Source organism: Chryseobacterium sp. UF-290 (genome assembly GCF_058245615.1).
Genome location: NZ_JBSICB010000023.1, coordinates 32,903 through 53,776, shown reverse-complemented (window position 1 = coordinate 53,776; position 20,874 = coordinate 32,903). Strand labels below are relative to the sequence as shown.

16 protein-coding genes and 7 tRNA genes are annotated in these 20,874 nt (G+C 38.5%); 13 read left to right on the top strand and 10 right to left on the bottom strand.

What is annotated here, in order from left to right; all coding sequences use genetic code 11:
* The first annotated feature begins 119 nt into the window (after positions 1 to 119).
* The 7 genes from AC4IF5_RS19520 (at position 120) to AC4IF5_RS19490 (ending at position 10,155) form a co-directional block, all read left to right on the top strand.
* Positions 120 to 866 (top strand): glycerophosphodiester phosphodiesterase, encoded by a 747-nt coding sequence (locus tag AC4IF5_RS19520; RefSeq protein ID WP_490737470.1) that lies wholly within the window; start codon positions 120 to 122, stop codon positions 864 to 866.
* 425 nt (positions 867 to 1,291) lie between these two features.
* Entirely contained in the window at positions 1,292 to 4,264 is a 2,973-nt protein-coding gene (locus tag AC4IF5_RS19515) for a SusC/RagA family TonB-linked outer membrane protein (RefSeq protein ID WP_490737468.1), read from the top strand.
* A 10-nt stretch (positions 4,265 to 4,274) separates the two neighbouring features.
* Positions 4,275 to 5,720 carry a SusD/RagB family nutrient-binding outer membrane lipoprotein gene (locus tag AC4IF5_RS19510; RefSeq protein ID WP_490737466.1) on the top strand — a complete coding sequence of 482 codons (1,446 nt, stop codon included), beginning with the start codon at positions 4,275 to 4,277 and terminating at the stop codon, positions 5,718 to 5,720.
* Positions 5,721 to 5,805: 85 nt separating this feature from the next.
* On the top strand, positions 5,806 to 7,371 hold the full coding sequence (locus AC4IF5_RS19505) for a calcineurin-like phosphoesterase C-terminal domain-containing protein (protein WP_490737480.1): 1,566 nt from the start codon (positions 5,806 to 5,808) through the stop codon (positions 7,369 to 7,371).
* 185 nt (positions 7,372 to 7,556) lie between these two features.
* On the top strand, positions 7,557 to 8,270 hold the full coding sequence (locus AC4IF5_RS19500) for a 3-ketoacyl-ACP reductase (protein WP_490737464.1): 714 nt from the start codon (positions 7,557 to 7,559) through the stop codon (positions 8,268 to 8,270).
* Between the two features lie 196 nt (positions 8,271 to 8,466).
* Positions 8,467 to 9,294, top strand: coding sequence for a 50S ribosomal protein L11 methyltransferase (gene prmA / locus AC4IF5_RS19495; RefSeq protein ID WP_490737462.1), 828 nt, complete (start codon positions 8,467 to 8,469; stop codon positions 9,292 to 9,294).
* A 12-nt stretch (positions 9,295 to 9,306) separates the two neighbouring features.
* Positions 9,307 to 10,155 (top strand): SH3 domain-containing protein, encoded by an 849-nt coding sequence (locus AC4IF5_RS19490; protein WP_490737460.1) that lies wholly within the window; start codon positions 9,307 to 9,309, stop codon positions 10,153 to 10,155.
* Between the two features lie 222 nt (positions 10,156 to 10,377).
* Here AC4IF5_RS19490 and AC4IF5_RS19485 read toward each other — a convergent pair.
* From AC4IF5_RS19485 to AC4IF5_RS19470, 4 genes are all read right to left on the bottom strand, one after another.
* Positions 10,378 to 10,451 (bottom strand) — tRNA-Arg (locus tag AC4IF5_RS19485).
* Between the two features lie 18 nt (positions 10,452 to 10,469).
* Positions 10,470 to 10,544 (bottom strand) — tRNA-Pro (locus AC4IF5_RS19480).
* A 96-nt stretch (positions 10,545 to 10,640) separates the two neighbouring features.
* Positions 10,641 to 10,714 (bottom strand) — tRNA-Arg (locus AC4IF5_RS19475).
* 18 nt (positions 10,715 to 10,732) lie between these two features.
* Positions 10,733 to 10,807, bottom strand: a tRNA-Pro gene (locus AC4IF5_RS19470).
* Between the two features lie 325 nt (positions 10,808 to 11,132).
* Here AC4IF5_RS19470 and AC4IF5_RS19465 point away from each other — a divergent pair.
* Positions 11,133 to 11,657 (top strand): thermonuclease family protein, encoded by a 525-nt coding sequence (locus AC4IF5_RS19465; RefSeq protein WP_490737458.1) that lies wholly within the window; start codon positions 11,133 to 11,135, stop codon positions 11,655 to 11,657.
* Positions 11,658 to 11,775: 118 nt separating this feature from the next.
* On the opposite strand, the gene AC4IF5_RS19460 is transcribed toward AC4IF5_RS19465, so the two are convergent.
* Positions 11,776 to 12,600 carry a 5'-nucleotidase, lipoprotein e(P4) family gene (locus AC4IF5_RS19460; RefSeq protein ID WP_490737457.1) on the bottom strand — a complete coding sequence of 275 codons (825 nt, stop codon included), beginning with the start codon at positions 12,598 to 12,600 and terminating at the stop codon, positions 11,776 to 11,778.
* A 242-nt stretch (positions 12,601 to 12,842) separates the two neighbouring features.
* On the opposite strand from AC4IF5_RS19460, the gene AC4IF5_RS19455 reads away from it, so the two are divergent.
* Complete coding sequence (locus AC4IF5_RS19455) at positions 12,843 to 13,205, top strand: LIC11966 family surface protein (RefSeq protein WP_490737478.1); 363 nt, start codon at positions 12,843 to 12,845, stop codon at positions 13,203 to 13,205.
* Between the two features lie 251 nt (positions 13,206 to 13,456).
* Here the strand turns inward: AC4IF5_RS19455 and AC4IF5_RS19450 are convergent.
* The 3 genes from AC4IF5_RS19450 to AC4IF5_RS19440 form a co-directional block, all read right to left on the bottom strand.
* Positions 13,457 to 13,530 (bottom strand) — tRNA-Arg (locus AC4IF5_RS19450).
* Between the two features lie 18 nt (positions 13,531 to 13,548).
* Positions 13,549 to 13,623 (bottom strand) — tRNA-Pro (locus tag AC4IF5_RS19445).
* Positions 13,624 to 13,638: 15 nt separating this feature from the next.
* Positions 13,639 to 13,723, bottom strand: a tRNA-Ser gene (locus AC4IF5_RS19440).
* 135 nt (positions 13,724 to 13,858) lie between these two features.
* Here AC4IF5_RS19440 and AC4IF5_RS19435 point away from each other — a divergent pair.
* The 4 genes from AC4IF5_RS19435 to AC4IF5_RS19420 all read left to right on the top strand — a co-directional run bounded on the left by AC4IF5_RS19435 (position 13,859) and on the right by AC4IF5_RS19420 (position 18,513).
* The gene (locus tag AC4IF5_RS19435; RefSeq protein WP_490737455.1) at positions 13,859 to 14,884 is read left to right on the top strand and encodes an N-acetylmuramoyl-L-alanine amidase; all 1,026 of its coding nucleotides are present in this window, start codon (positions 13,859 to 13,861) and stop codon (positions 14,882 to 14,884) included.
* Positions 14,885 to 14,955: 71 nt separating this feature from the next.
* Positions 14,956 to 16,356 (top strand): aspartate ammonia-lyase, encoded by a 1,401-nt coding sequence (gene aspA / locus AC4IF5_RS19430; RefSeq protein ID WP_490737453.1) that lies wholly within the window; start codon positions 14,956 to 14,958, stop codon positions 16,354 to 16,356.
* Between the two features lie 76 nt (positions 16,357 to 16,432).
* Positions 16,433 to 17,287: a glycosyltransferase family 2 protein gene (locus AC4IF5_RS19425; RefSeq protein ID WP_490737451.1), complete on the top strand. Its 855-nt coding sequence runs from the start codon at positions 16,433 to 16,435 to the stop codon at positions 17,285 to 17,287.
* A gap of 179 nt (positions 17,288 to 17,466) precedes the next feature.
* Positions 17,467 to 18,513 (top strand): hypothetical protein, encoded by a 1,047-nt coding sequence (locus AC4IF5_RS19420; protein WP_490737449.1) that lies wholly within the window; start codon positions 17,467 to 17,469, stop codon positions 18,511 to 18,513.
* A 42-nt stretch (positions 18,514 to 18,555) separates the two neighbouring features.
* Here the strand turns inward: AC4IF5_RS19420 and AC4IF5_RS19415 are convergent, their stop codons facing one another.
* Positions 18,556 to 20,034 (bottom strand): lipopolysaccharide biosynthesis protein, encoded by a 1,479-nt coding sequence (locus AC4IF5_RS19415; RefSeq protein WP_490737447.1) that lies wholly within the window; start codon positions 20,032 to 20,034, stop codon positions 18,556 to 18,558.
* A gap of 9 nt (positions 20,035 to 20,043) precedes the next feature.
* The gene (locus AC4IF5_RS19410; RefSeq protein WP_490737445.1) at positions 20,044 to 20,838 is read right to left on the bottom strand and encodes an FkbM family methyltransferase; all 795 of its coding nucleotides are present in this window, start codon (positions 20,836 to 20,838) and stop codon (positions 20,044 to 20,046) included.
* Between the last annotated feature and the right edge of the window lie 36 nt (positions 20,839 to 20,874).

The following is a 20,874-nucleotide window of genomic DNA, read 5'->3' as shown; positions in this document are numbered from 1 at the left end:
TATAAATAGCAGTAAACCACAAAGGTTTTTATCATAAAACTTTTGTGGTTTTACACTTTTTTAATACCTACCTTTATCAAAAAGTTTCAGGACTTTGTTTTAATTATCTAAATTATATTATGAAAAATTTTATCTTAGGATTAGCAGTTTTAAGTACAGTTCTAATGAAAGCACAAACCCGGATCATCGCCCACAGAGGATATTTTCAGGCTCAGCCGCCCACAACGGAAAACTCTATTAAATCTTTAGAAAATGCTCAGAAATTAAAAGTTTACGGGTCAGAATTTGATGTGAGAATGACGAAAGACGGTGTTCTTGTGATCAATCATGATGAACATCATGGTAAAATGGAAATTTCAGAGACTTCTTTCAAAGAATTGGAGCAGCTGAAATTATCGAATGGAGAAAAGTTTCCCACTTTAAAGGATTATTTAAAGCAAGGTAAAAAAGATCCGTCTGTAAAACTGATTGTTGAGATCAAGCCGGCCAAAACTCCGGAAATAGAAAATGAGATCACCCAAAAGACGATCAAAATGATCAAGGATATGAAGCTGGAATCTCAGAGTGAATTTATTTCTTTCAGCTTAAATATATGTAAAGAGATCAAAAAGCTTGCTCCGGCCTTTAAAGTTCAGTATCTGAACGGAGAATTGTCGCCGGAACAGATCAGGGAAGAAGGATTGGACGGGATGGATTACCATTACAGCGTTTTCCAGAAAAATCCTACCTGGATTGCAGAAGCTAAAGCTTTAAATCTTATTACCAATTCGTGGACAGTGAATGATGTTGCAGTCTATGATGAATTGAAAAAACAGGGAATCGGATTTGTAACAACGAATATTCCTGAACAGCTGAAAGGTGAATAATGCTGGCTGCAAAATGAAAATTTTTGATTTTCATTAATATAATAAGCAAAGGTTTGAGCATTCCCTTCTCCTGAAGGGTGCCGATCAATAAATTCTACAGCCTGTCTCTTTATATAGGGACAGGCTGTAGTTTTTATGTACAATTGGGATCTTTCGACAGCAGATAGAAGAGTTTTTATATTTTAATTTGCTGTAAATTAGTGTTTTGTGTTTTATTTTCTCATGAAAAGACAATAAAATTAAGTAAATAAAGCTGTAAAATGGTATTAAAAATCCTTAATTGTTTAACCTATTATTAACCAGCTCTTTAATCAATGTTATTAAGGTGGAATTAATATACTGTTCAATAATTTTTTAAAAAATGTTAAAATGTTATTAAAATCGTACTCATAATGTCGTTTTAATTTTGCGCAAACAAAAAGGAAATGCGTAAAGAGACACAAAAGCTGCTGGTTTTTTCGCTGTTAGGATTGATCAGCGTCAATCTGGCAGCTCAGCAGAAAGTTAAGAAAGACACTATTAAAGGAATTGACGAAGTGGTAGTCACTGCCTTGGGGATCAAAAGAGAAGACAAGTCTCTGGGGTATTCTACCCAGACTGTTAAATCTGATGAAATTTTGCGAACCCAAAACAATAACTGGGCGCAGGCTTTAGAAGGCAAAGTGGCAGGCTTAAAAATCCAGACGGCCGGAGCAGGGCCTCTTGGGACAAGCCGTATCACACTTCGTGGAGACATTTCTATGAGTATCGGGAATAATGATGCGCTGATTGTAGTCGATGGCGTTCCTTTAAGCGGAAGAAGAACCGGAACCGGAACGGCAGCTTATGGCGCGGGATCAGGAGGTGATCTTCCGATTGACTATGGTGACAGCTTCAACAGTATCAATCCGGATGATATTGAATCCATATCTATCCTGAAAGGACCTACCGCATCTGCTTTATATGGATCCAGAGGATCAAGGGGAGCAATCATGATCACCACAAAATCCGGGAAAACCAGAAAAGGAAAAATTCAGGTTACCTTAAACTCTTATACCAGCTTCGACACCGTTCTGAAATGGCCGGATTACCAGTATGAATACGGGCAGGGAACCCAGCAGAAAGATAAGGACGGAAATTACTATTATTCCTATGGAGCTTCTGCAGATGGTGTGAATACAGGATCTACCAGCAGCGCCTTCGGACCGAAGTTTGCCGGACAGTATTATTTTCAGTATGATCCCACCATAGAAGGGCAGAGCCTGGAAAGACAGCTTTGGAGACCTTATAAAAACAATATCAAGGATTTCTGGCAGGTAGGATCCAACTATTCAAACAGTTTGTCTATTGAACATTCGAATGAAACCACTTCTTTCAGGACCTCACTTTCTTACCTGAAAAACGAATGGATGATGCCCAATACAGGCTTTGACAGACTCAATGCAGCCTTGTCTTTAGACCACAAACTGAGCAGCAGGCTGAAGATCGGAACTAAAATCAATTTCAGCAATACAAAAAGTGATAATCTTCCTGCGACAGGCTACAACAACCAGTCGATCTCCTATTTCATGATTTTCCAGAACCCGAATGTAGACCTTGAATGGTATAAGCCGATCTGGAGAAATGGTCAGGAGCAGGTGGATCAGATACATCCTTTCAGCTCCTATATCGATAACCCTTATCTGATCGCTTACGAAAACCTGAACAGTACAAACAAAAAAATAATAACAGGAAATATCAACGTCAGCTATCAGCTGGCAAAGAACCTGGATATAGCCTATAAAACCGGTTTGGAGTGGAGCAATGAGCTTCGGACGCAGAGAAGGCCGTGGAGTTCCGCCAATTATCTGAAAGGCTATTACAGAGAACAGTACATCAGGTACTTTGACCTTAATAATGATATCTTGCTTACCTATAAAAATAAATTTGGAGATTTTGGAGTGACAGGTTCTGCCGGAGGGAATATCAGGTACCACGAGTATACTATGAATGATTACAGGGCGATAGGACTCAACAGAGCGGGGCTTTATCAGCTTTCCAATGCTACTGCACAGGATTTTAAACTGGCAAGCCCTAATGATAATCAGGTGAATAGTGTGTACGCTTTAGCAAACTTCAGCTATAAGGATATGGCCTTCCTGGATGTGACAGCCCGAAATGACTGGAGCAGCACACTTCCAAGCTATAACAGGTCTTATTTTTATCCTTCAGTGGCCTCTTCTTTTGTTCTGTCTGATATCTTTAAATTGAAATCCGATAATCTAAATCTCTGGAAGCTAAGGCTGTCATGGTCTAAAGTAGGAAATGATACCTACAATTATATGCTTGAAAAATATTATGAAAACAGTGTATTTACAGGATCAGTAGAATCTCCGCTGCTATACCCGAATCCAGACCTGAGACCGGAAATGATCACCAACATAGAAGGAGGGATGGATTTCAACATTCTGAAAAACAGGCTAATCTTCAATTTTACAGCTTATCAGAATAACTCTAAAGATCAGTCGATCATTATTCCTGTGCTGTATGAAACAGGGTATAACAAAAGGATCATAAATTCCGGTGAGCTGAGAAACAGAGGAATTGAAATGTCCTTGAGTGCCTATCCTGTAAAAACTAAAAGTTTCTCATGGAACGTTAATGCCAATTGGTCCATGAACAGAAACAAGATTCTTTCCCTTCCGGAAGAATTTAACGGAACTCCTTATACCATGGGAAGTATAGGAGGTGTGGTGTATTATAATGCCGTAGTGGGTGGCTCTCTTGGTGATATGTATGGCTATGGACTGATGTATTCACCGGATGGGCAGGTGATCTATGGGGCTGACGGTATGACGGCGAAGCCTACTGAAATGAAAAAAATAGGAAATGCTTATCCGAAATGGAGAGCAGGCCTTCAGAATGAATTCAGATATAAAAATCTTACGCTTAGCTTCTCGTTTGACGGCCAGTATAAAGGAGTGGCTTACTCGCAGTCACATCATAAAATGTCTGAACAGGGAAAACTTACCCATACTCTTGCAGGAAGAGACAATCCTGATGGTCTTATCGTAGGACAGGGAGTTGTTCAGAATCCTGATGGAAGCTTTTCACCCAATACCAAAGGAATTCCTGTGTATACCTATTACGGAGATTATTACAGAAGAGCGAATGTGGAAACCAATTCATTCGATACTTCATTCATTAAGCTGAGAGATGCCAGAATCTCTTACTCTTTCCCGAAATCTGTCATTGAACCTTTAAAGGTAACAGATATTACCCTTGCCTTATTTGGAAGAAACCTCTGGATGTGGTCGAAATTCCCATTATTTGACCCTGAAGTGGCAACACTTGATAATGCGACGATTACTCCGGGAGTAGAAATGGGACAGTTACCTCAGGCCAGAACAGTAGGAGTTCAGTTAAACGTTAAATTTTAAAATCAGAAAAATGAAAAAATTAGTCTATATATGCTCATTCCTTGCCCTTGTAAGCAGTACTGTTTCATGTGACAGAAGCCTTGATGAGATCAATAAGGATAAGAGTAGAATTAATGTACCCGTTGCCAGTGCCTTGCTGGTTCCTATAGAATATAATATGTCTGTAGTAGGATACAACAGAGCCAATGATTTTAATTTTGATCTTATGCAGGTTTCCCTTGATTTTCCTAATGAAGGAAACTCTTTGAGCCGATATTATATCACGGAAAATACAGGAGCAGGTTTCTGGAATAATTCCTACAGGTGGCTGAAGCAGGTAGATGACCTGAAAAAAGCTGCCATTGCTGAAGGGGATAAGAACTATGAAGCTATTTCTCTGGTGCTGAATGCATGGATCTATTCCAATCTTACCGATACCTATGGAGATGTTCCCTTTTCGCAGGCATCCCAGCTGGACGATAATATTCTGCAGCCAAAATTTGACAGGCAGAAAGACATTTATTTACGTTTGTTAGATGATCTGAATACGGCCAATTCTCTTTTCATCACCAATAAAATGCTTTCCGGGGGAGACCTGTTCTATAAAGCAGATACAGATCCTAATGGAATTATCAACTGGAAAAAATTCTGTAATTCACTTTCTTTAAGACTGCTGACAAGGATTTTAAGCAGGGAGGGAGAAATAAATGTTAAGGAAAGAATACAGGAAATAATCAATAATCCAACAGTATATCCTGTTTTTCAGGCCAATGCAGATGCTGCAAAGCTTGATATTACAGGAGTTTCTCCGCTGATGCCGCCTATTGCAAGACCTCAGGATTTTACAACAGGAAGAGCGGCTTCAGATTTTTTTGTACAGGCTTTAAAAGCGAACAATGATCCCCGTATGGCAATGTTCTTTACCCAGGCAAAGGATCTGAAAGGAAATAATATCGGGTATGTAGGCGCTCCGTCAGGATATCCTTTCGGAACCGTATTTACTTATCAGCCGTCAAACCTTAACCAAAATCTGGCAAAGGCGCCACTGAAGATCTTTATATATCCATATGCCGAACTTCAGTTTACCCTGGCAGAATTAGCATTGAAAGGAATTATTACGGGAACAGCGAAGACTTATTACGAAAACGGTGTGAAAGCATCTATTGAACAGTGGGGAGCTATAGTGCCTGCCAATTATTTTGACAACCCCAATGTGGCCTATGAAGCAGATCTGAAAAAGATTATGCTTCAGAAGTATATCGCCCTGTTCTTTGTAGATCAGCAGCAGTGGTTTGAAAAAAGGAGAACGGGATTCCCGGTACTTCCTGATAATGGAGGACTTTTGAATAATGGTGAACTTCCTCAAAGGCTAATGTATCCGCCTAACCCTAAAGTATTGAATTCTGCGAATTATCAGGCTGCAGTTCAGCAGATGGGAGGAGATAATATCAATGTGAAAATGTGGTGGAATAAGTAGATTTTTTTAGAATAAAGAATAAAGAATAAAGAATAAAGAATAAAGAATAAAGAATAAAGAGATGAGTATTAAAATAAAACTGATAATGCCTTGTATGCTGATTTCGGCAATGGCATTTTCCCAATCTTCCGTTTCGGGATATGTATACGAAGATGGGAATAAGAACCAAAAGAAGGAAAACCGTGAAAAAGGAATTGAGGGGGTAGCGGTTTCCAATGGGGTTCAGGTGGTACTGACTGATAAAAACGGACGTTACAGCCTGCCTGTTCAGGAAGACCAGACTATTTTTGTGATCAAACCTTCGGGGTATCAGACCGCTTTGAACAGTAATAATCTGCCCCTGTTTTATTACCATCATAAACCCAATGGTTCCCCTGCAGATTTTAAATATAAGGGAGTCGCCCCCACAGGAGAGCTTCCTAAAGAGTTGAATTTCCCGCTTTACAGGCAGAACGAAAGCAAAAACTTTGATATTCTTGTTTTTGGTGATCCGCAGCCGTATACAGAAAAAGAACTCGATTATTTTAAAAGAGGCATCGTAAATGAAGTGAAAAATACCAGGAAAAATGCAGTATTGGGAATCAGTCTGGGAGATCTGGTGGGAGATAACCTAAGCTTGCAGAAACCTTATGCAGACATTATGAAGGAAATTGGCCTGCCATGGTATAACGTCATGGGAAATCATGATATGAACTACGATGCAAAAGAAGACAGACTTTCTGATGAAACTTTTGAATCGAATTTCGGACCGGCTAATTACTCTTTCAACTACGGGAATGTACATTTTATCATCTTAGACGATATTCTTTATCCGGACCCGAGAGATGGAAAAGGCTATTGGGGCGGCTTCCGTGAAGATCAGCTTCAGTTTATTGAGAATGATCTTAAATTGGTGGATAAAAACAAGCTTATCGTAGTGTCTTTTCATATTCCATTGGAACATAAAAACGAAGACAGCTTTAGAAATGCAGATCGTCAGAAACTATTCGACTTTTTAAATCCTTTCCGGAATGTATTGCTTTTATCGGCACATACCCATATTCAGCAGCAGATTTTCTATGGAAAAAAAGAAGGCTGGAACGGGATAAAAGAATTGCATGAATATAATGTTGGAACCACTTGCGGGGATTGGTATTCAGGTACACCGGATGATTCTGGACTTCCTACTTCTACCATGAGAGACGGTACCGCAAAAGGATATTCTTTCATCAGCTTTAGTGATAATCAGTATAAAGTAAAATATAAAACTGCCGGAAAACCGGAAGATTATCAGATCAAACTATACGTTCCGAAAGTCATTCCTTTCCCATCAAAAACATCAGCAAAAGTATTGGCCAATTTCTTTATGGGAAGTAAAAAAGACAAAGTGGAATACAGAATAGACAACGGAAAATGGGAAGAAATGGAGTATGATGAAACCATCGATCCGAATTTTGCCCTTTCTGTATTCAAATGGGATACTACAGAGCAGATTTTACAGGGGAGAAGACCTTCCAATCCTGAAATGTCAAAACATATCTGGGAAGCGGATTTTCCTAAGAAATTATCATTAGGGAAACATAAAGTAGAGGTAAAGGCCGTAGACATGTACGGAAACGAATTCTCAGCTTCAGAAGAATTTGAAGTACAGAATGCCATTCAGATTCCTTAAGTTTTTTATTTTTTTTACTATACCTTTTTTAGATTTTGAAGCCGGCTCATAGTGAGCCGGTTTTATTTTTTGTAAGACAAGATTGAGTTGGCTGCAAAAACCATTAAAAAACTATTAAATCTGTGTTTTCTCCACTCTGTAAAAATGTTCTTTTGTAAATTTGTATCACGAAAAGTATTATTACTATGAATATAAACGGAAAAAATGCCATTGTAACGGGTGGCGGAAGAGGATTAGGTAAAGCTGTAGCATTAGCTTTGGCCAATGAAGGGGTGAATGTTGCCATTACAGGAAGAAACGAAGAGAACCTTAAAAATACAGTTGAAGAAATCCAGAATTTAGGCGTAAATGCTGCCTATGCAGTATTCAGTATCGATGATGAAGCTGCTGTAAAAGCAGGAATTGATACTTTAGCAGAAAAACTAGGAGGAGTAGATATTCTGGTTAACAATGCAGGCATCGGAGACTTCGGAACTCTTGAAGAAATGCCTTCCGAAACATGGGAGCAGGTGATCAGAACGAATCTGTTCGGAGTGTATTACGCTGCAAAAGCGGTACATCCGTTTATGAAGGCTAAAGGAGAAGGTGATATCGTTAACGTAGCTTCTACGGCCGGATTGAAAGGCGGACCTAATATGTCAGCTTATGCAGCCTCAAAAGCGGCTGTTGTTTCTTTATCTCAGTCGATGATGGCAGAATGGAGAAAGCAGAACATCCGTGTAATTACACTGACACCAAGTACCATTGCTTCTGATATGAGCATCCAGGGTGGACTTACGGACGGAAATCCTGATAAAGTGCTTCAGCCGGAAGATTTTGCGGAATGGGTGAGAGATATCTTGAAAATGAACAGAAGAGCGTTGATCGCTAACGGTTCTATTTTCTCTACGAATCCATAGGAGGGTAAAGTTCAGAGTTTAAAGTTGGAGGAAAACTACTTACTGAAAATCAATAGTTTTGAACGACACAAAAATACAAATAAAGCGGGCTTTAGCCCGCTTTATTTGTATCCTATTCCAATGGCTTTAACCAAAAATTACCACTTCCATTTTTTTAGCAATAATAACATTAGTATTTTTGCAGCAAATTACTCACATGCAAAATTATTTAGAATTCAATTTCAAAATTTCTCCATTACAGCCATGGAATGAGATATTAATGGCAGAGCTTATAGAAATAGGTTTTGACAGCTTTACAGAAGAAATTGACGGAATTTTAGGATATATCCAGACTGATTTGTTCAATGAAGACCAGCTGAAGGCTCTTCCGATCTTTGAAAATGAGAATGTAAAGATTGAATATTCTTTTGAAGAGATGCCGAACATCAACTGGAATGAAGAATGGGAAAAGAATTTCTCTCCGATTAATATTGATGATAAGGTGTTGATCAGAGCTGAATTTCATGAATCGGTTCCGGGAATGCATGAAATTATTATTCAACCTAAAATGTCTTTTGGAACGGGGCATCATCCTACCACCCATTTGATGATACAACAGATGATGGATATTGATTTTAATGGTAAAAAGGTCTTGGATATGGGTTGTGGAACGTCTGTATTGGCAATCTATGCAAAACAGCAGGGGGCCGGAGATACGAAAGCGATCGATATTGATGAATGGTCCGTGGAAAACTCAAAAGAAAATGCTGTAAGAAACAATGTTGATCTTGGTATTGAGCAGGGTACAGCTGAGAACCTGGGACAGGAAAATTTTGATGTCATTTTAGCGAATATCAACAGAAATATTCTGATCTCAGATATTCCAACTTATGTTTCAGTGCTTAACGATGGAGGAAAACTATTGCTTTCGGGGCTTTGTTTCTTTGATGTGGACGATATTCTGGAAGTATGTAAAGAAAGCGGTCTTGAACTGAAAAAGCAGCTGCAACGCGAAGAATGGGTGAGCCTGCTGCTTGAGAAATAAAAATAAATACGAATGATGAAAACTTTATGGGCGGCTTTATGTGTACTGACGCTGCAGCTTTTTACAGCACAGGAAAATGAAGTATATGCAGATGGTGTTTTTGGTTTTGAAGAAAATAAGACCCAAAAGATCTTTACGGATTGGACAAGGGTGAGAAAAGCCCCTGATGTCAATGGCCAGATCATAGACTCATTACAGACCAATCAACAGGTAATGATCCTCAAAAAAGAGGAAACGGTCCCGGTTCTGAAGCTGGGAGAAAGAAAAGCCAATTGGTACAAGGTTTCTTATCAGAAGGGAGATACAGCTTCTGAAGGATATGTCTGGGGAGGGAACCTCTGTGTAGGATACCGTAATAAAAACGGGTATGATTTCCTTTTTGGACTTTCAAAAACAGTGGATAAAAAAACAAAACCGTATAATGAGATAGAGAAACAGAACATTGCAGGGATAAAAGTTATGGAAGGCAATAGGCTGATTGATGAGGTGTATTTTAATACGGGAAGAGGTGATGAACTGAGCACGGCTGCCTTCACTATTGAAAGCAATCACCAATTGCGGAATGTTGACTTTACTTTAAAAGCAATGGTTTCCGGTGAAGCCTGCGGCGTGGCAACATATGATCAGTATGTCCTTTTTAAGGATAAAAAGTTGATTACGCTCCCACAATTGATGAATGTAGCTGATGCAGGTGTTTTCTATCACAGTGAAGGATATGTTTTCCCTAATGATAAAGGAGGTATTCCGAATGTATTTATCTTTAAAGCAGAAGACATGGAGACAGATGAGAAAGAGAGGGAAATAAAAAAACAATCCTCAAAAATATATCGCTGGAATGGAAGTTCTTATAAGCTGAAATGACATGACTGCCTTAATATAAATAAAAACCGTTGTATTGTACAGCGGTTTTCTGTTTTATCAGATAATAATGAATCAATAACCATTAATGATGAAATAATGACTTTTATGATATTAAAATCAACAAACCCCAAAGTTTTTAAAATCTGTAGGGTTTACTGAATTCATCAAAATTAATCATGATCTTTAAATCAAAAAGACTCACAATTTCTTGTGAGTCTTAAGTGAGCGCGAAAGGATTCGAACCTTTGACCGTCTGCTTAGAAGGCAGATGCTCTATCCAGCTGAGCTACGCACCCTTAAAATTTTGAAAAAAGTCGGGGCGGCAGGATTCGAACCTGCGACCTCCTGGTCCCAAACCAGGCGCGATGACCGGACTACGCTACGCCCCGGGAAGGTCATCAGTAATGAGTTTTACTTCGTTTTTGCTATTGTAAGAACAATGCTTTTTTGAAACAAAAAACTCACAAGAAAACTGTGAGCCTTAGTGAGCGCGAAAGGATTCGAACCTTTGACCGTCTGCTTAGAAGGCAGATGCTCTATCCAGCTGAGCTACGCACCCTTAAAATTTTGAAAAAAGTCGGGGCGGCAGGATTCGAACCTGCGACCTCCTGGTCCCAAACCAGGCGCGATGACCGGACTACGCTACGCCCCGAGATGGCCATCAATAACGAATTTTATTTCGTTTTTGCGGTTGCAAAGGTACAATACTTTTTGGAATAAAAAAATAAAATATAAGATAATTTTTAATTAATTTTTTGAGCATGCTTTTTTGTTAACTTTACCCAATTAATAACCATTGACTTACCTTATTTAAAAGATGAAGAGAAATTTTCGAGTTATTTTTCTCTCTATCTGAATATTTCGTTCTGGTTACAATTTTAAAGATTGTGATCTAATTTCAAACGGTAAAATCTAAAACAAAAAATGTATAGTATAAGAAGTGCTCTTTTACCTTTTTCTATTCCTATATTTGCCGGATGAAACGATTAATGTTGATGTATTTACTTTTCCCGCTACTGCTGTTCTCACAGACCAGGGGGAAAGTAATAAAAATTTCAGACGGAGATACCATTACCTTACTCTTAAAAGGAAATCAGCAAAAAAAGCTCAGACTTGCCGAAGTCGATTGTCCTGAAAACGGACAGGCGTTCGGAAAAAACGCAAAACAGTTCACTTCTGCTCAGGTGTACGGCAAAACAGTGAGCTTTGTAGAGACTGGTAAAGACCGTTATGGCCGGGCTGTTGCAAAAGTTTACTATGATCATGGCAAATATCTTTCAAAGGAAGTGATCAGAGCGGGAATGGGATGGTGGTATTTCTCTTTTTCAAAAGATGCTTCATTAGGGAAGCTGCAGGAAACTGCCCGGAACAAAAAGATCGGCCTCTGGCAGGATGTTCATGCTATGGCACCGTGGGAATACCGGAAAATGAAGCGTGAGCTCAGAAATAAAAAATATGAGGCTTCCAAAAAGAACGGAACAAAAGCAAAAGGAGTGATATAGAAACGCTCTTTTTGCAATGTCTGCTTAAAACAAATAGGGACTTCCTGGTTTAGCTGCCTTTCCTTCGGATAAACAAATAAAAGCTTACGGCTATGAATATAAAAATGGCAGCGATGTTTTAAGGATTACCCTTCACAGCATTATACATCATTGAATCCTTCTGTTGCTCTGTATAGTCATATTTGTAATTATAAAAAGAGGATTCCCAGTCTCCATAGCCAACGTTAGGAATAATGATGAATTTTTTACCAAAATCTTCTGCCGAGTTTTTCACTGCTGCCGATCGTTCCGATTCTGATTTTTTATCGAATATATCGGAGAAATCAGCAAGGTTGTCACCTAACAGTAAAACAATATTATAATTTTTAGCGATATCCTTTCGTCGGTTTTCCTTACTGCTTTCTTTTGATCGAAGAATAAGGTGGGTGTCATTTTGAAGAGGGAAATTATATTTTCTTAGATTTTTAAGAGTTCCGTCACGTTCCTGTTCCATACGATTAGTAACGTAAAAAACCTGTATACCTCTGCTTGCAGCATACTGATAGAATTCCTGAGAACCGGTAAATGGTTTTGCAATACCTTTGGTAGTCCATTCTTCCCAGGTTTTTTGATCATAACCTTTTCCCATTTTCGCACGCTCAACAGCGTAATATGAATTGTCTAAAAAGGTCTCATCAATATCCGAAATGATGGCTAAAGGTTTCTCAGATTTCTGAGCTAAAGCTTCGTCTAAGCGGAGCTTTGCAATATTGTACGCCTGAAGGCACAGGGCTTCATATTCTGCTGCTCTTTGCTGATAAAATGCAGCATATATTTTTCCGTTATGCCCAAGGTTCTGATAAGACGTCTCCTGTGTGGAAATCTTTGAAGCCGGAGCTGCAGTTTTACATGATACGGCCAAAATAAAGAAGCAGCTTGTGATGATGAGATTAAAATTTTTCATTGAATCAGAATAGAGAAAAACAAAATTATAACAATTTGATTTCTATTGCAACTATTAATTAATAATCAGATTTACTGAGAAAGGTTGAATTTATTACAAGTCAATAAGAAATCTTTTAAATTATATAGAACGACTAAAAAATTTTTATTTGGAGCCCTGGTTATGGGAGTCTTATCATTAACGAGCTGTAGCGGCTCCGGAAACGCAGATCCTGCAGCTTATAACAATGAAATCATTACGGTATCAATGGTAGCGAAACAAACATCAGTGAGATGAATACAGCAATGGCAAGTGCTGACTATGCTAAAGCTGAGGAAGTTTGTGTAAAATGGGACAAGCAATTGGATGCTGATATCAAAAAAATAGAAGAATTGGGCGATTTCAAAGGTGATGCCCAATTTCAAACTGCTGTTTTGAGCGGATTGAAAGGCTATAAGAAAATTGTAACGGAATCTTATCCAAAATTGATAGAAATTAGGAAGAACAATACGAATGATCCTGCTACTGAAAATAAATTGCTCAATGAAATAAATGAAGCATTCCAAAATATGGCAAACGGTTTCAACCAGGCGTCTACAGAGTTTGAAAGCAAATATAAAAAATAATAATCTTTGTAGCTTTGCTTACTTATTCATAAATGAACTAAATTCTCCTGAAGCAGAGGATTTTGATATTGTAAAACAAGGTTTCTGATAGATTCATTGAAGAAAATCAAATTTGCTATTGCTTGCAGATTAGACCTGTCATGTTACCTTTGCTCAAAAGATTTAAAGCGATTTAGGATAAAGAATGTAACAGTGGTGACCCATGAAACTGATATAAACAAAAAGACTCACAATTTCTTGTGAGTCTTAAGTGAGCGCGAAAGGATTCGAACCTTTGACCGTCTGCTTAGAAGGCAGATGCTCTATCCAGCTGAGCTACGCACCCTTAAAATTTTGAAAAAAGTCGGGGCGGCAGGATTCGAACCTGCGACCTCCTGGTCCCAAACCAGGCGCGATGACCGGACTACGCTACGCCCCGAATATATTAGAAGAGCGGAGGGTAAGGGATTCGAACCCTTGCGACACTTTCGCGTCGACAGTTTAGCAAACTGCTCCGTTAACCACTCCGGCAACCCTCCTTATTGTTTATTTTTTAATGATCGTTGTTCTGTTATTGCGAGTGCAAATATAGAACAGATTTCTTTATTTACCAAATAAAATTCAAGAAAAATTTGTGTATTTTTGAGGGAATAAATCATCCAAAAACCAAACTGATGCGTAAAACATTATATATCATCGGATTAAGCACTTTTGTTTTTTCATGTACTTCCCAGCAAAATGTGAAAAAAAATACCTACAAGCCAAAAACCCCCGTAGCACAGACAAAACCGGCCGTTCAGACACAGTCTCCGGTAGCTCCGAAACCAAAAGTTGTATCCGATCATGGAATAGACTTTTTTACTACTAATATAGCAGACCCTGCAAAAAATGATAATACGGCAAGCTATGGTTCTATTGTGTCTGCCAAACCGGGCGGATATAAAGTGGTGAAAACTTATTTCCCTGCTGTTGCACAAAATTTCAGACAGCGTTATCTTGTACTGCATTATACCGCACTTCCGGATGACAAATCGATTACTGTTCTTACCCAGCAGGCTGTAAGTGCCCATTATCTGGTAAACAATACCGGAGATAACGAGATCTATCAGCTGGTAGATGAGAACAAACGTGCCTATCACGCAGGAGTAAGCTCATGGAGGAATGATAAGAATCTAAACGACACTTCCATCGGAATTGAAATTGTAAATACCGGTTACTCTACAGATGGTACAGGCAAAAGAATCTTTGCATCATTCAGTGATGAGCAGGTGAGAAAAGTAGCAGCGTTGGCAAAAGACATTGTTACAAGATATCAGATTCCGCCCACCAATGTGCTTGCGCATGCCGATATTGCACCTACAAGAAAACAGGACCCGGGGCCTATGTTCCCATGGAAAAAGCTATATGACGAATACCAGATAGGAATGTGGTATGATGAAGCTACCAAGCAAAGTTACTTTGATCTTGCCCAGACAGAATTTGTCACAAGATATAGTGAGCCTAGCTTTATTTTTATGATCCAGACTGCATTACAGAAATTCGGGTATGGAATAGAGCTGAGCGGGAAATGGGATGACGCTACCAAGAAAACCATTGAAGCCTTCCAGTATCATTTCCGTCCGCAGAATTATGACGGAGTGATGGATGCCGAAACATGGGCGATACTGCAAGCTTTAAATGTAAAATATCCGGCAAAATAATTCAAATTAAAACGCATCGTTAGATGCGTTTTTGCTATCTTTAAACGATCAAAAACAGTAAAATATCTGTAATGGAAAATTTCAGAAAAGAAAGCGATCTGTTGGGCGAACTGAATGTGCCGCTAGACGCTTATTATGGGGTTCAGACACAAAGAGCTATCAACAATTTCAAGATTTCAGGACAACTTTTGTCTTCATATCCGGATTTCATCAAAGGGTTGGCTTTTGTAAAAAAAGCAGCTGCCAAAACCAATTATGAATTAGGACTTCTGGACGAAAACCTGTATTTCAAGATAGCAGAGGCGTGTGATGAAATTGTAGATGGGAAATATCATGACCAGTTTCCGGTAGACATGATCCAGGGTGGGGCAGGAACTTCAATCAATATGAATGCGAATGAAGTAATTGCCAACATCGTATTGGAAAAACTAGGAAAAAATAAAGGTGAATATGAATTCTGTTCCCCTAATGACCATATCAACCTTTCCCAATCAACCAATGATGCTTATCCTACAGCGATCAAAATGGGATTGCTGCAGATGAACATCGGGCTGGTGGAAAGACTTGAGGAAATTGTAGCCGCTTTCCGTGCCAAAGGCGTTGAATTTCAGGACGTCATCAAGATGGGACGTACCCAGCTTCAGGATGCAGTACCTATGACATTGGGACAGGAATTTGAGGCATATGCAGCTACGTTGGAAGAAGATATTTCCAAATTGAACAACAATGCAAGCCTTTTTGTAGAAGTGAATATGGGGGCAACAGCTATTGGAACAGGATTGAATGCTCCGGTAGGCTATGCAACCCTTTGTGCTAAGAACTTAGCCCAGATTACAGGCTTCCCGATTGTTTCCGCACCGGATCTGGTAGAAGCTACTCCGGATACAGGATCTTATGTGATCTATTCTTCAGCAACCAAGCGTCTTGCAGTGAAATTGTCAAAAATCTGTAATGATCTGAGACTGCTTTCATCAGGTCCGAGAGCCGGTTTTTTTGAGATCAATCTTCCGCCAATGCAGCCGGGATCTTCTATTATGCCCGGTAAAGTAAACCCGGTGATTCCGGAAGTGGTGAATCAGGTTTGCTTCAAAGTGATCGGGAATGATCTTACCGTGACTTTCGCCGCAGAAGCAGGACAGCTGCAGCTTAACGTAATGGAACCTGTACTTTCCCATGCGATTATGGAAAATATCAACTTCCTTTGCAATGCTCTGGATACCCTTCGTGACAAATGTGTGACAGGGATCACAGCCAATAGAGAAGTCTGCCTGAATATGGTAAAGCACAGCATCGGTATTGTAACGGCACTTAACCCTTACATCGGTTACAAACAATCTACACAGATTGCTAAAGAAGCATTGGAAACCGGAAAAAGCGTTTATAATCTGGTTCTGGAGAAAGGAATTCTTTCCCAGGAGAAACTGGATGAAATTCTTGATCCGAAAAATATGCTTAAGCCGCATAATAAATAATAAAAACAATAAGTGGTAAATGATCCCGCCGATAGGATCATTTATCACTTATCATTCATCATTTATATAATAATTCGTGAGGTTTTTAATTATAATTCCTGCCCATAACGAAGAAGATAACCTCCCATTTACCCTTGATTCTTTACAACTGCAGAGCAACAAGAATTTTAAAGTAGTGGTAGTAAATGACGGTTCCACAGACAGAACCCCTGAAGTGATCAGGAAATACATGCAGACTGATGTACGTTTTGAAACCATTGACCTTCAGAAATCTGAACATCAGCCTGGATCCAAGGTCGTTCATGCTTTTAAAAGTGGGCTTCAGACCCAAATTATCGATGAATTTGATATCATCTGTAAATTTGATGCTGATATAATTCTCCCCGAGAACTATCTGGAAACAGTAGCAAACGCTTTTAAAAATAATCCGGAATATGGATTGGTAGGTGGACTTCTGTATGTAGAAAAAGACGGAAACTGGACTTATGAAGGGAATTCAAATAAACATCATGTAAGAGGACCTATGAAAGCGTATCGGAAAGAATGCTTCATTCAGATCGGTGGCTTGAGGGAGACTTTAGGTTGGGATAATATTGACTCTATATTGCTTGAAAACCTGGGCTGGAAAGAAATTGTTCTTCCCGAGCTGCATGTAAGGCTGATTAAAGTAAAAGGAGCAGATTATACCATACGGCCGGCAGATTACTATGGCCGGTACTTTTATTTTCTGGGGCTCAACAGATTCCTTGCTTATATAGCCTCTTCAAAAGAAGCAATGAAAAGCAAATCCGTGACATTTTTCTTTGATATTGTTAAAGCCTATGAAAACTGCAGGTCCACCAAAATGGAGCTTAAAATTACAAAAGAAGAACAGAAAGCTATTAATGACCAGCGCTGGAACATGCTGAAGAAAAAATGGCTGAAGATGTAGAAGTAAATGCGAAAAAGGAGAAAAGTAAAAATGCAATGTAGCTGATAAGTTTACCTCCTATTTGGTCGAAAGATAATGCATATCAATAAAACCATGTTTTCGCCCGCTAATAAAAAATAAAAAACTCAACGCTTTAGCCAAAGCTTACAAAAGTAAAAAGATCTAACTTCCATTAACCTGTGAAAAAAATAGCATACATAGAAATAGACACTCATGCAGAAATTGCCCAGGCTTTCATGGATATCATGGAGGAGACTCAACATTTTGCAGTAGATTATTATTTTTCAAAAAAGATTAAGGATCAGATCAGCAGACATGATAAAGCAGTATATCTGTCAGACAGCTCTATGATTTTAGACCAGCTGAAAGCTAAAGAATATGACCTGGTCATTATTGGAACCGTTCATCGTTTTTTCAACACATTTCTGGTTATTACAGAGAAATATAACACAGCGGTTATTACCCATAATCTCAATTTTACAAAAGCTTCCAGAAAAGATCTGTTGAAAAATATTTTCAAAGGAGATGTGATCTACAGGCTGAAATTGTGGTGGAAAGAAAGCCTGTTCTATTCTTCCGAAGTATATCGGAAAGCAAAATCCCTTTTAGTGCTGGATGAGGCGTTATCATCGGAAAAATATCAGTTTTTTCCCCTTTTTTATACCAGAAGCTTTGATAAGACTGAAAATGAAAAGTGCACGGTCGTTATTCCCGGTGGTGTTTCACAGAAAAGAAGAGATTACAATTATATTTTTAAAACTCTCCGACATTTAGAGACAGATAATCTTTATGAATTCGTTTTTCTTGGAAAGGCGCAAGGCAATGAATTGAAACAGCTTAAAAGCCTATCAGCGCAATTACCGGAAAATATCAGCATTATGTTTTTTTCCGAGAGGGTTTCTTCTGAAAATTTTGAGCAATGGATGCAGAAAGCAGACGTTTTGTGGTGCCCGATTCAGCAGGAAACCGAGTTTTTCAGTATAAAGGAGGTGTATGGAGTTACCAAGATGACCGGAAACCTGGGGGATGCCATCGCTTATGGGAAACTGGCGGTTTTTCCTGAAAATTATCCGTCAAAACTGAAATTTATTCTGCCTGAGAAAGATAATATTCTTGAACAGTGGAATGAACTTTCCGGAATTGATTTTGATTTTCAAAAAAATTATGGCAGGAGAGAAGTACAAAAAAGACTGGAACACCTTTTAAGCCAGCTTATTTCCGCTTAAAACAAAATTTTACAAAACACCTTCTTAGCCTTATCAGCTTCACTATTTGATCTTAAAAACACTCTTAATAAACTTCATATTCAGATAATCTTCTATCGGGAATATTTTTGTGAAATAATTCCCAACGTAGATCAATGCTAAAACGACTGCAGGCTTATAAATAAGGTTGATGAGATTGCTGCTGAAGTTGGGTAGAACGATAGCCACTGTGATAGCAAGGGTACATATAATGGAAACAAAGATCATTTCAATGCTCAATGGCGAAACTTTAAATACAATATAATTGAAGACAATCTTGACAACATTGTAGGTCGTCAGAGAAATAGCTGTGGATAAGGCAATACCGATCAGTTTAAGATCTGTATTCTTGATGAAATAATAATTAAGTCCGATTGTTAGCCCTGCTAATAGAAGCATCACAAGGATATTGAATCTGTAATACTTTGAAAGCGAAATAATATTTCCGTTGAATCCGGTTGCCAGGTCTATAAGGACAGCAGAGCCCCAGATCCATACTACCGGCTCATATTCTCTGAGCATAGTGCCGTTTTTGGGCATAAACTGTGTCAGATAAGGGAATCCAACCATAATGCAGGAAAATAATACAGCTCCTAAAAAGTATAAGGATAAAGAAGTTTTCTTGTGGAATCTGTCAAGCTCTTCCATATCCCCATCAGCAAGGTTTTTACTAATAATAGGAGCAGATATGTTGAATAATCCCAGCTGTGGAATAGAGATGAGGGAAATTAAGGCATACAGAACGGAGTAGATCCCGTTTTCTTCCATTCCCATAAATTCTCCGATCATAAAACTGTTGATCGCCAGATAATTTCCAAATGTTCCAAGAAAGCCAAAGAAACTGTAGTTCAGGAACTCTTTCCAGAAGTCATTTTTTTTGAAATAATCTGTGCTGATATCAAATTGGATTTTCTCAAGCTTATTCGTATAATAAATATACCCGAAAAGCATGAGTGTAAATATCCCGAAGAAGAATGCCAAAGCGATATTTTGAGACAGAGAAAAATAAAAGAAGAGACAGAAAGCTCCCAGATTGGCTATTTTAGGAAGAAGATTGTCAAAAATATTAGAAACAACGATTCTTTTATAGTTGGAAGTATATTTATTGAAAATAGCGCAGAGAGACAATATTAGAATTAAGGGGAGAATAATTTTTTTAATTTTCCAGGCTTCCGAATGAATGAACTTCGGGTAGAAATAAGGAAGAATAAAGAATACCGTGGCAAATATGAGAAAGTTGATCAGAACAGCGACAAGTGAAAGCGATAGCATGTTCTGATTTTTACCATCCTTCTGTAAGGAATTAAAGAACTTTACATTCGCATAAGAAATCCCGAATACAACGAAAGGAACAAGCATCTCGGCGGTCTGCATACTGTAGCGAAGCTTTCCATAAAATTCAAAATCATTCGGAAAAATGAATATTGCGGAAACTGTGCCCAGCAAAAAACCAATATAACCGATAATGGAATATTTGAAGCCTTGTCTCGCTACTACACTCATAAAGTTGTTTTAAAAGTTTTTAGGTATAAAAATAATATTGTTGATGTACTGGGTTTTATTTTTTTCGTCGTTTGTATTTTGTAATAGAATATCTTCTGTAAGCGGTTCCAGCGTGAAGCGGTCTCTGTTGAGATACTTGACTTCATATCCCCAGCTTGCTACTTCAGAGATCTCTTTCCATATCGGGGTTTGGTGGTGTCTTTGTTCCATTTCTACCATTAAGGTGGGAAGGAACCGTTTAATCGTTTCTCTGGCTCCTGAAAGAGTTTTTATTTCGTTTCCTTCAACGTCTATTTTGATGAAATCCAGTCTGTTGAAGTGTTCCAGAGCTGCCCATTCGTCCAGTTTGATAACCTTCACTTTTTCTGTGTAGCTTTTTTCTTCCCCTTTTTCCTTGTAAGAGGTGTTTAAAGTACCACGGGACGCAATTGCTTTGCCATTGATAACCGGAACTTTAAATTCCGCTATCATATTTTCGTCAGAAAGGGCTAAAGGAAGGATGCGCATTAATGGAAACAGTCTTTTTAACCGTCGGTAAAGTTTTTTATTGGGTTCAAAACCATAAATATGTTCATGATCCAATTTGTTTTCCAGCTGATAGAGAAAAGTTCCTACATTTGCTCCAATGTCCAGTATTACAGCATTTTTAGGGAGATATTCCTTGATCCATACCAACTCCGGCTCTACATTGCGTTCTGAAAAATTATCTTTATTAAGATTGTTTAAGTTCTTAAAATATCTTTTTTTATAAAAATCCGGACTTATATATTGTAGCTTTTCTGCTATTTTTTGGTATAAAGACATCCCTAGCTTTTTGACGAACAGCAAAGATAAACAAAA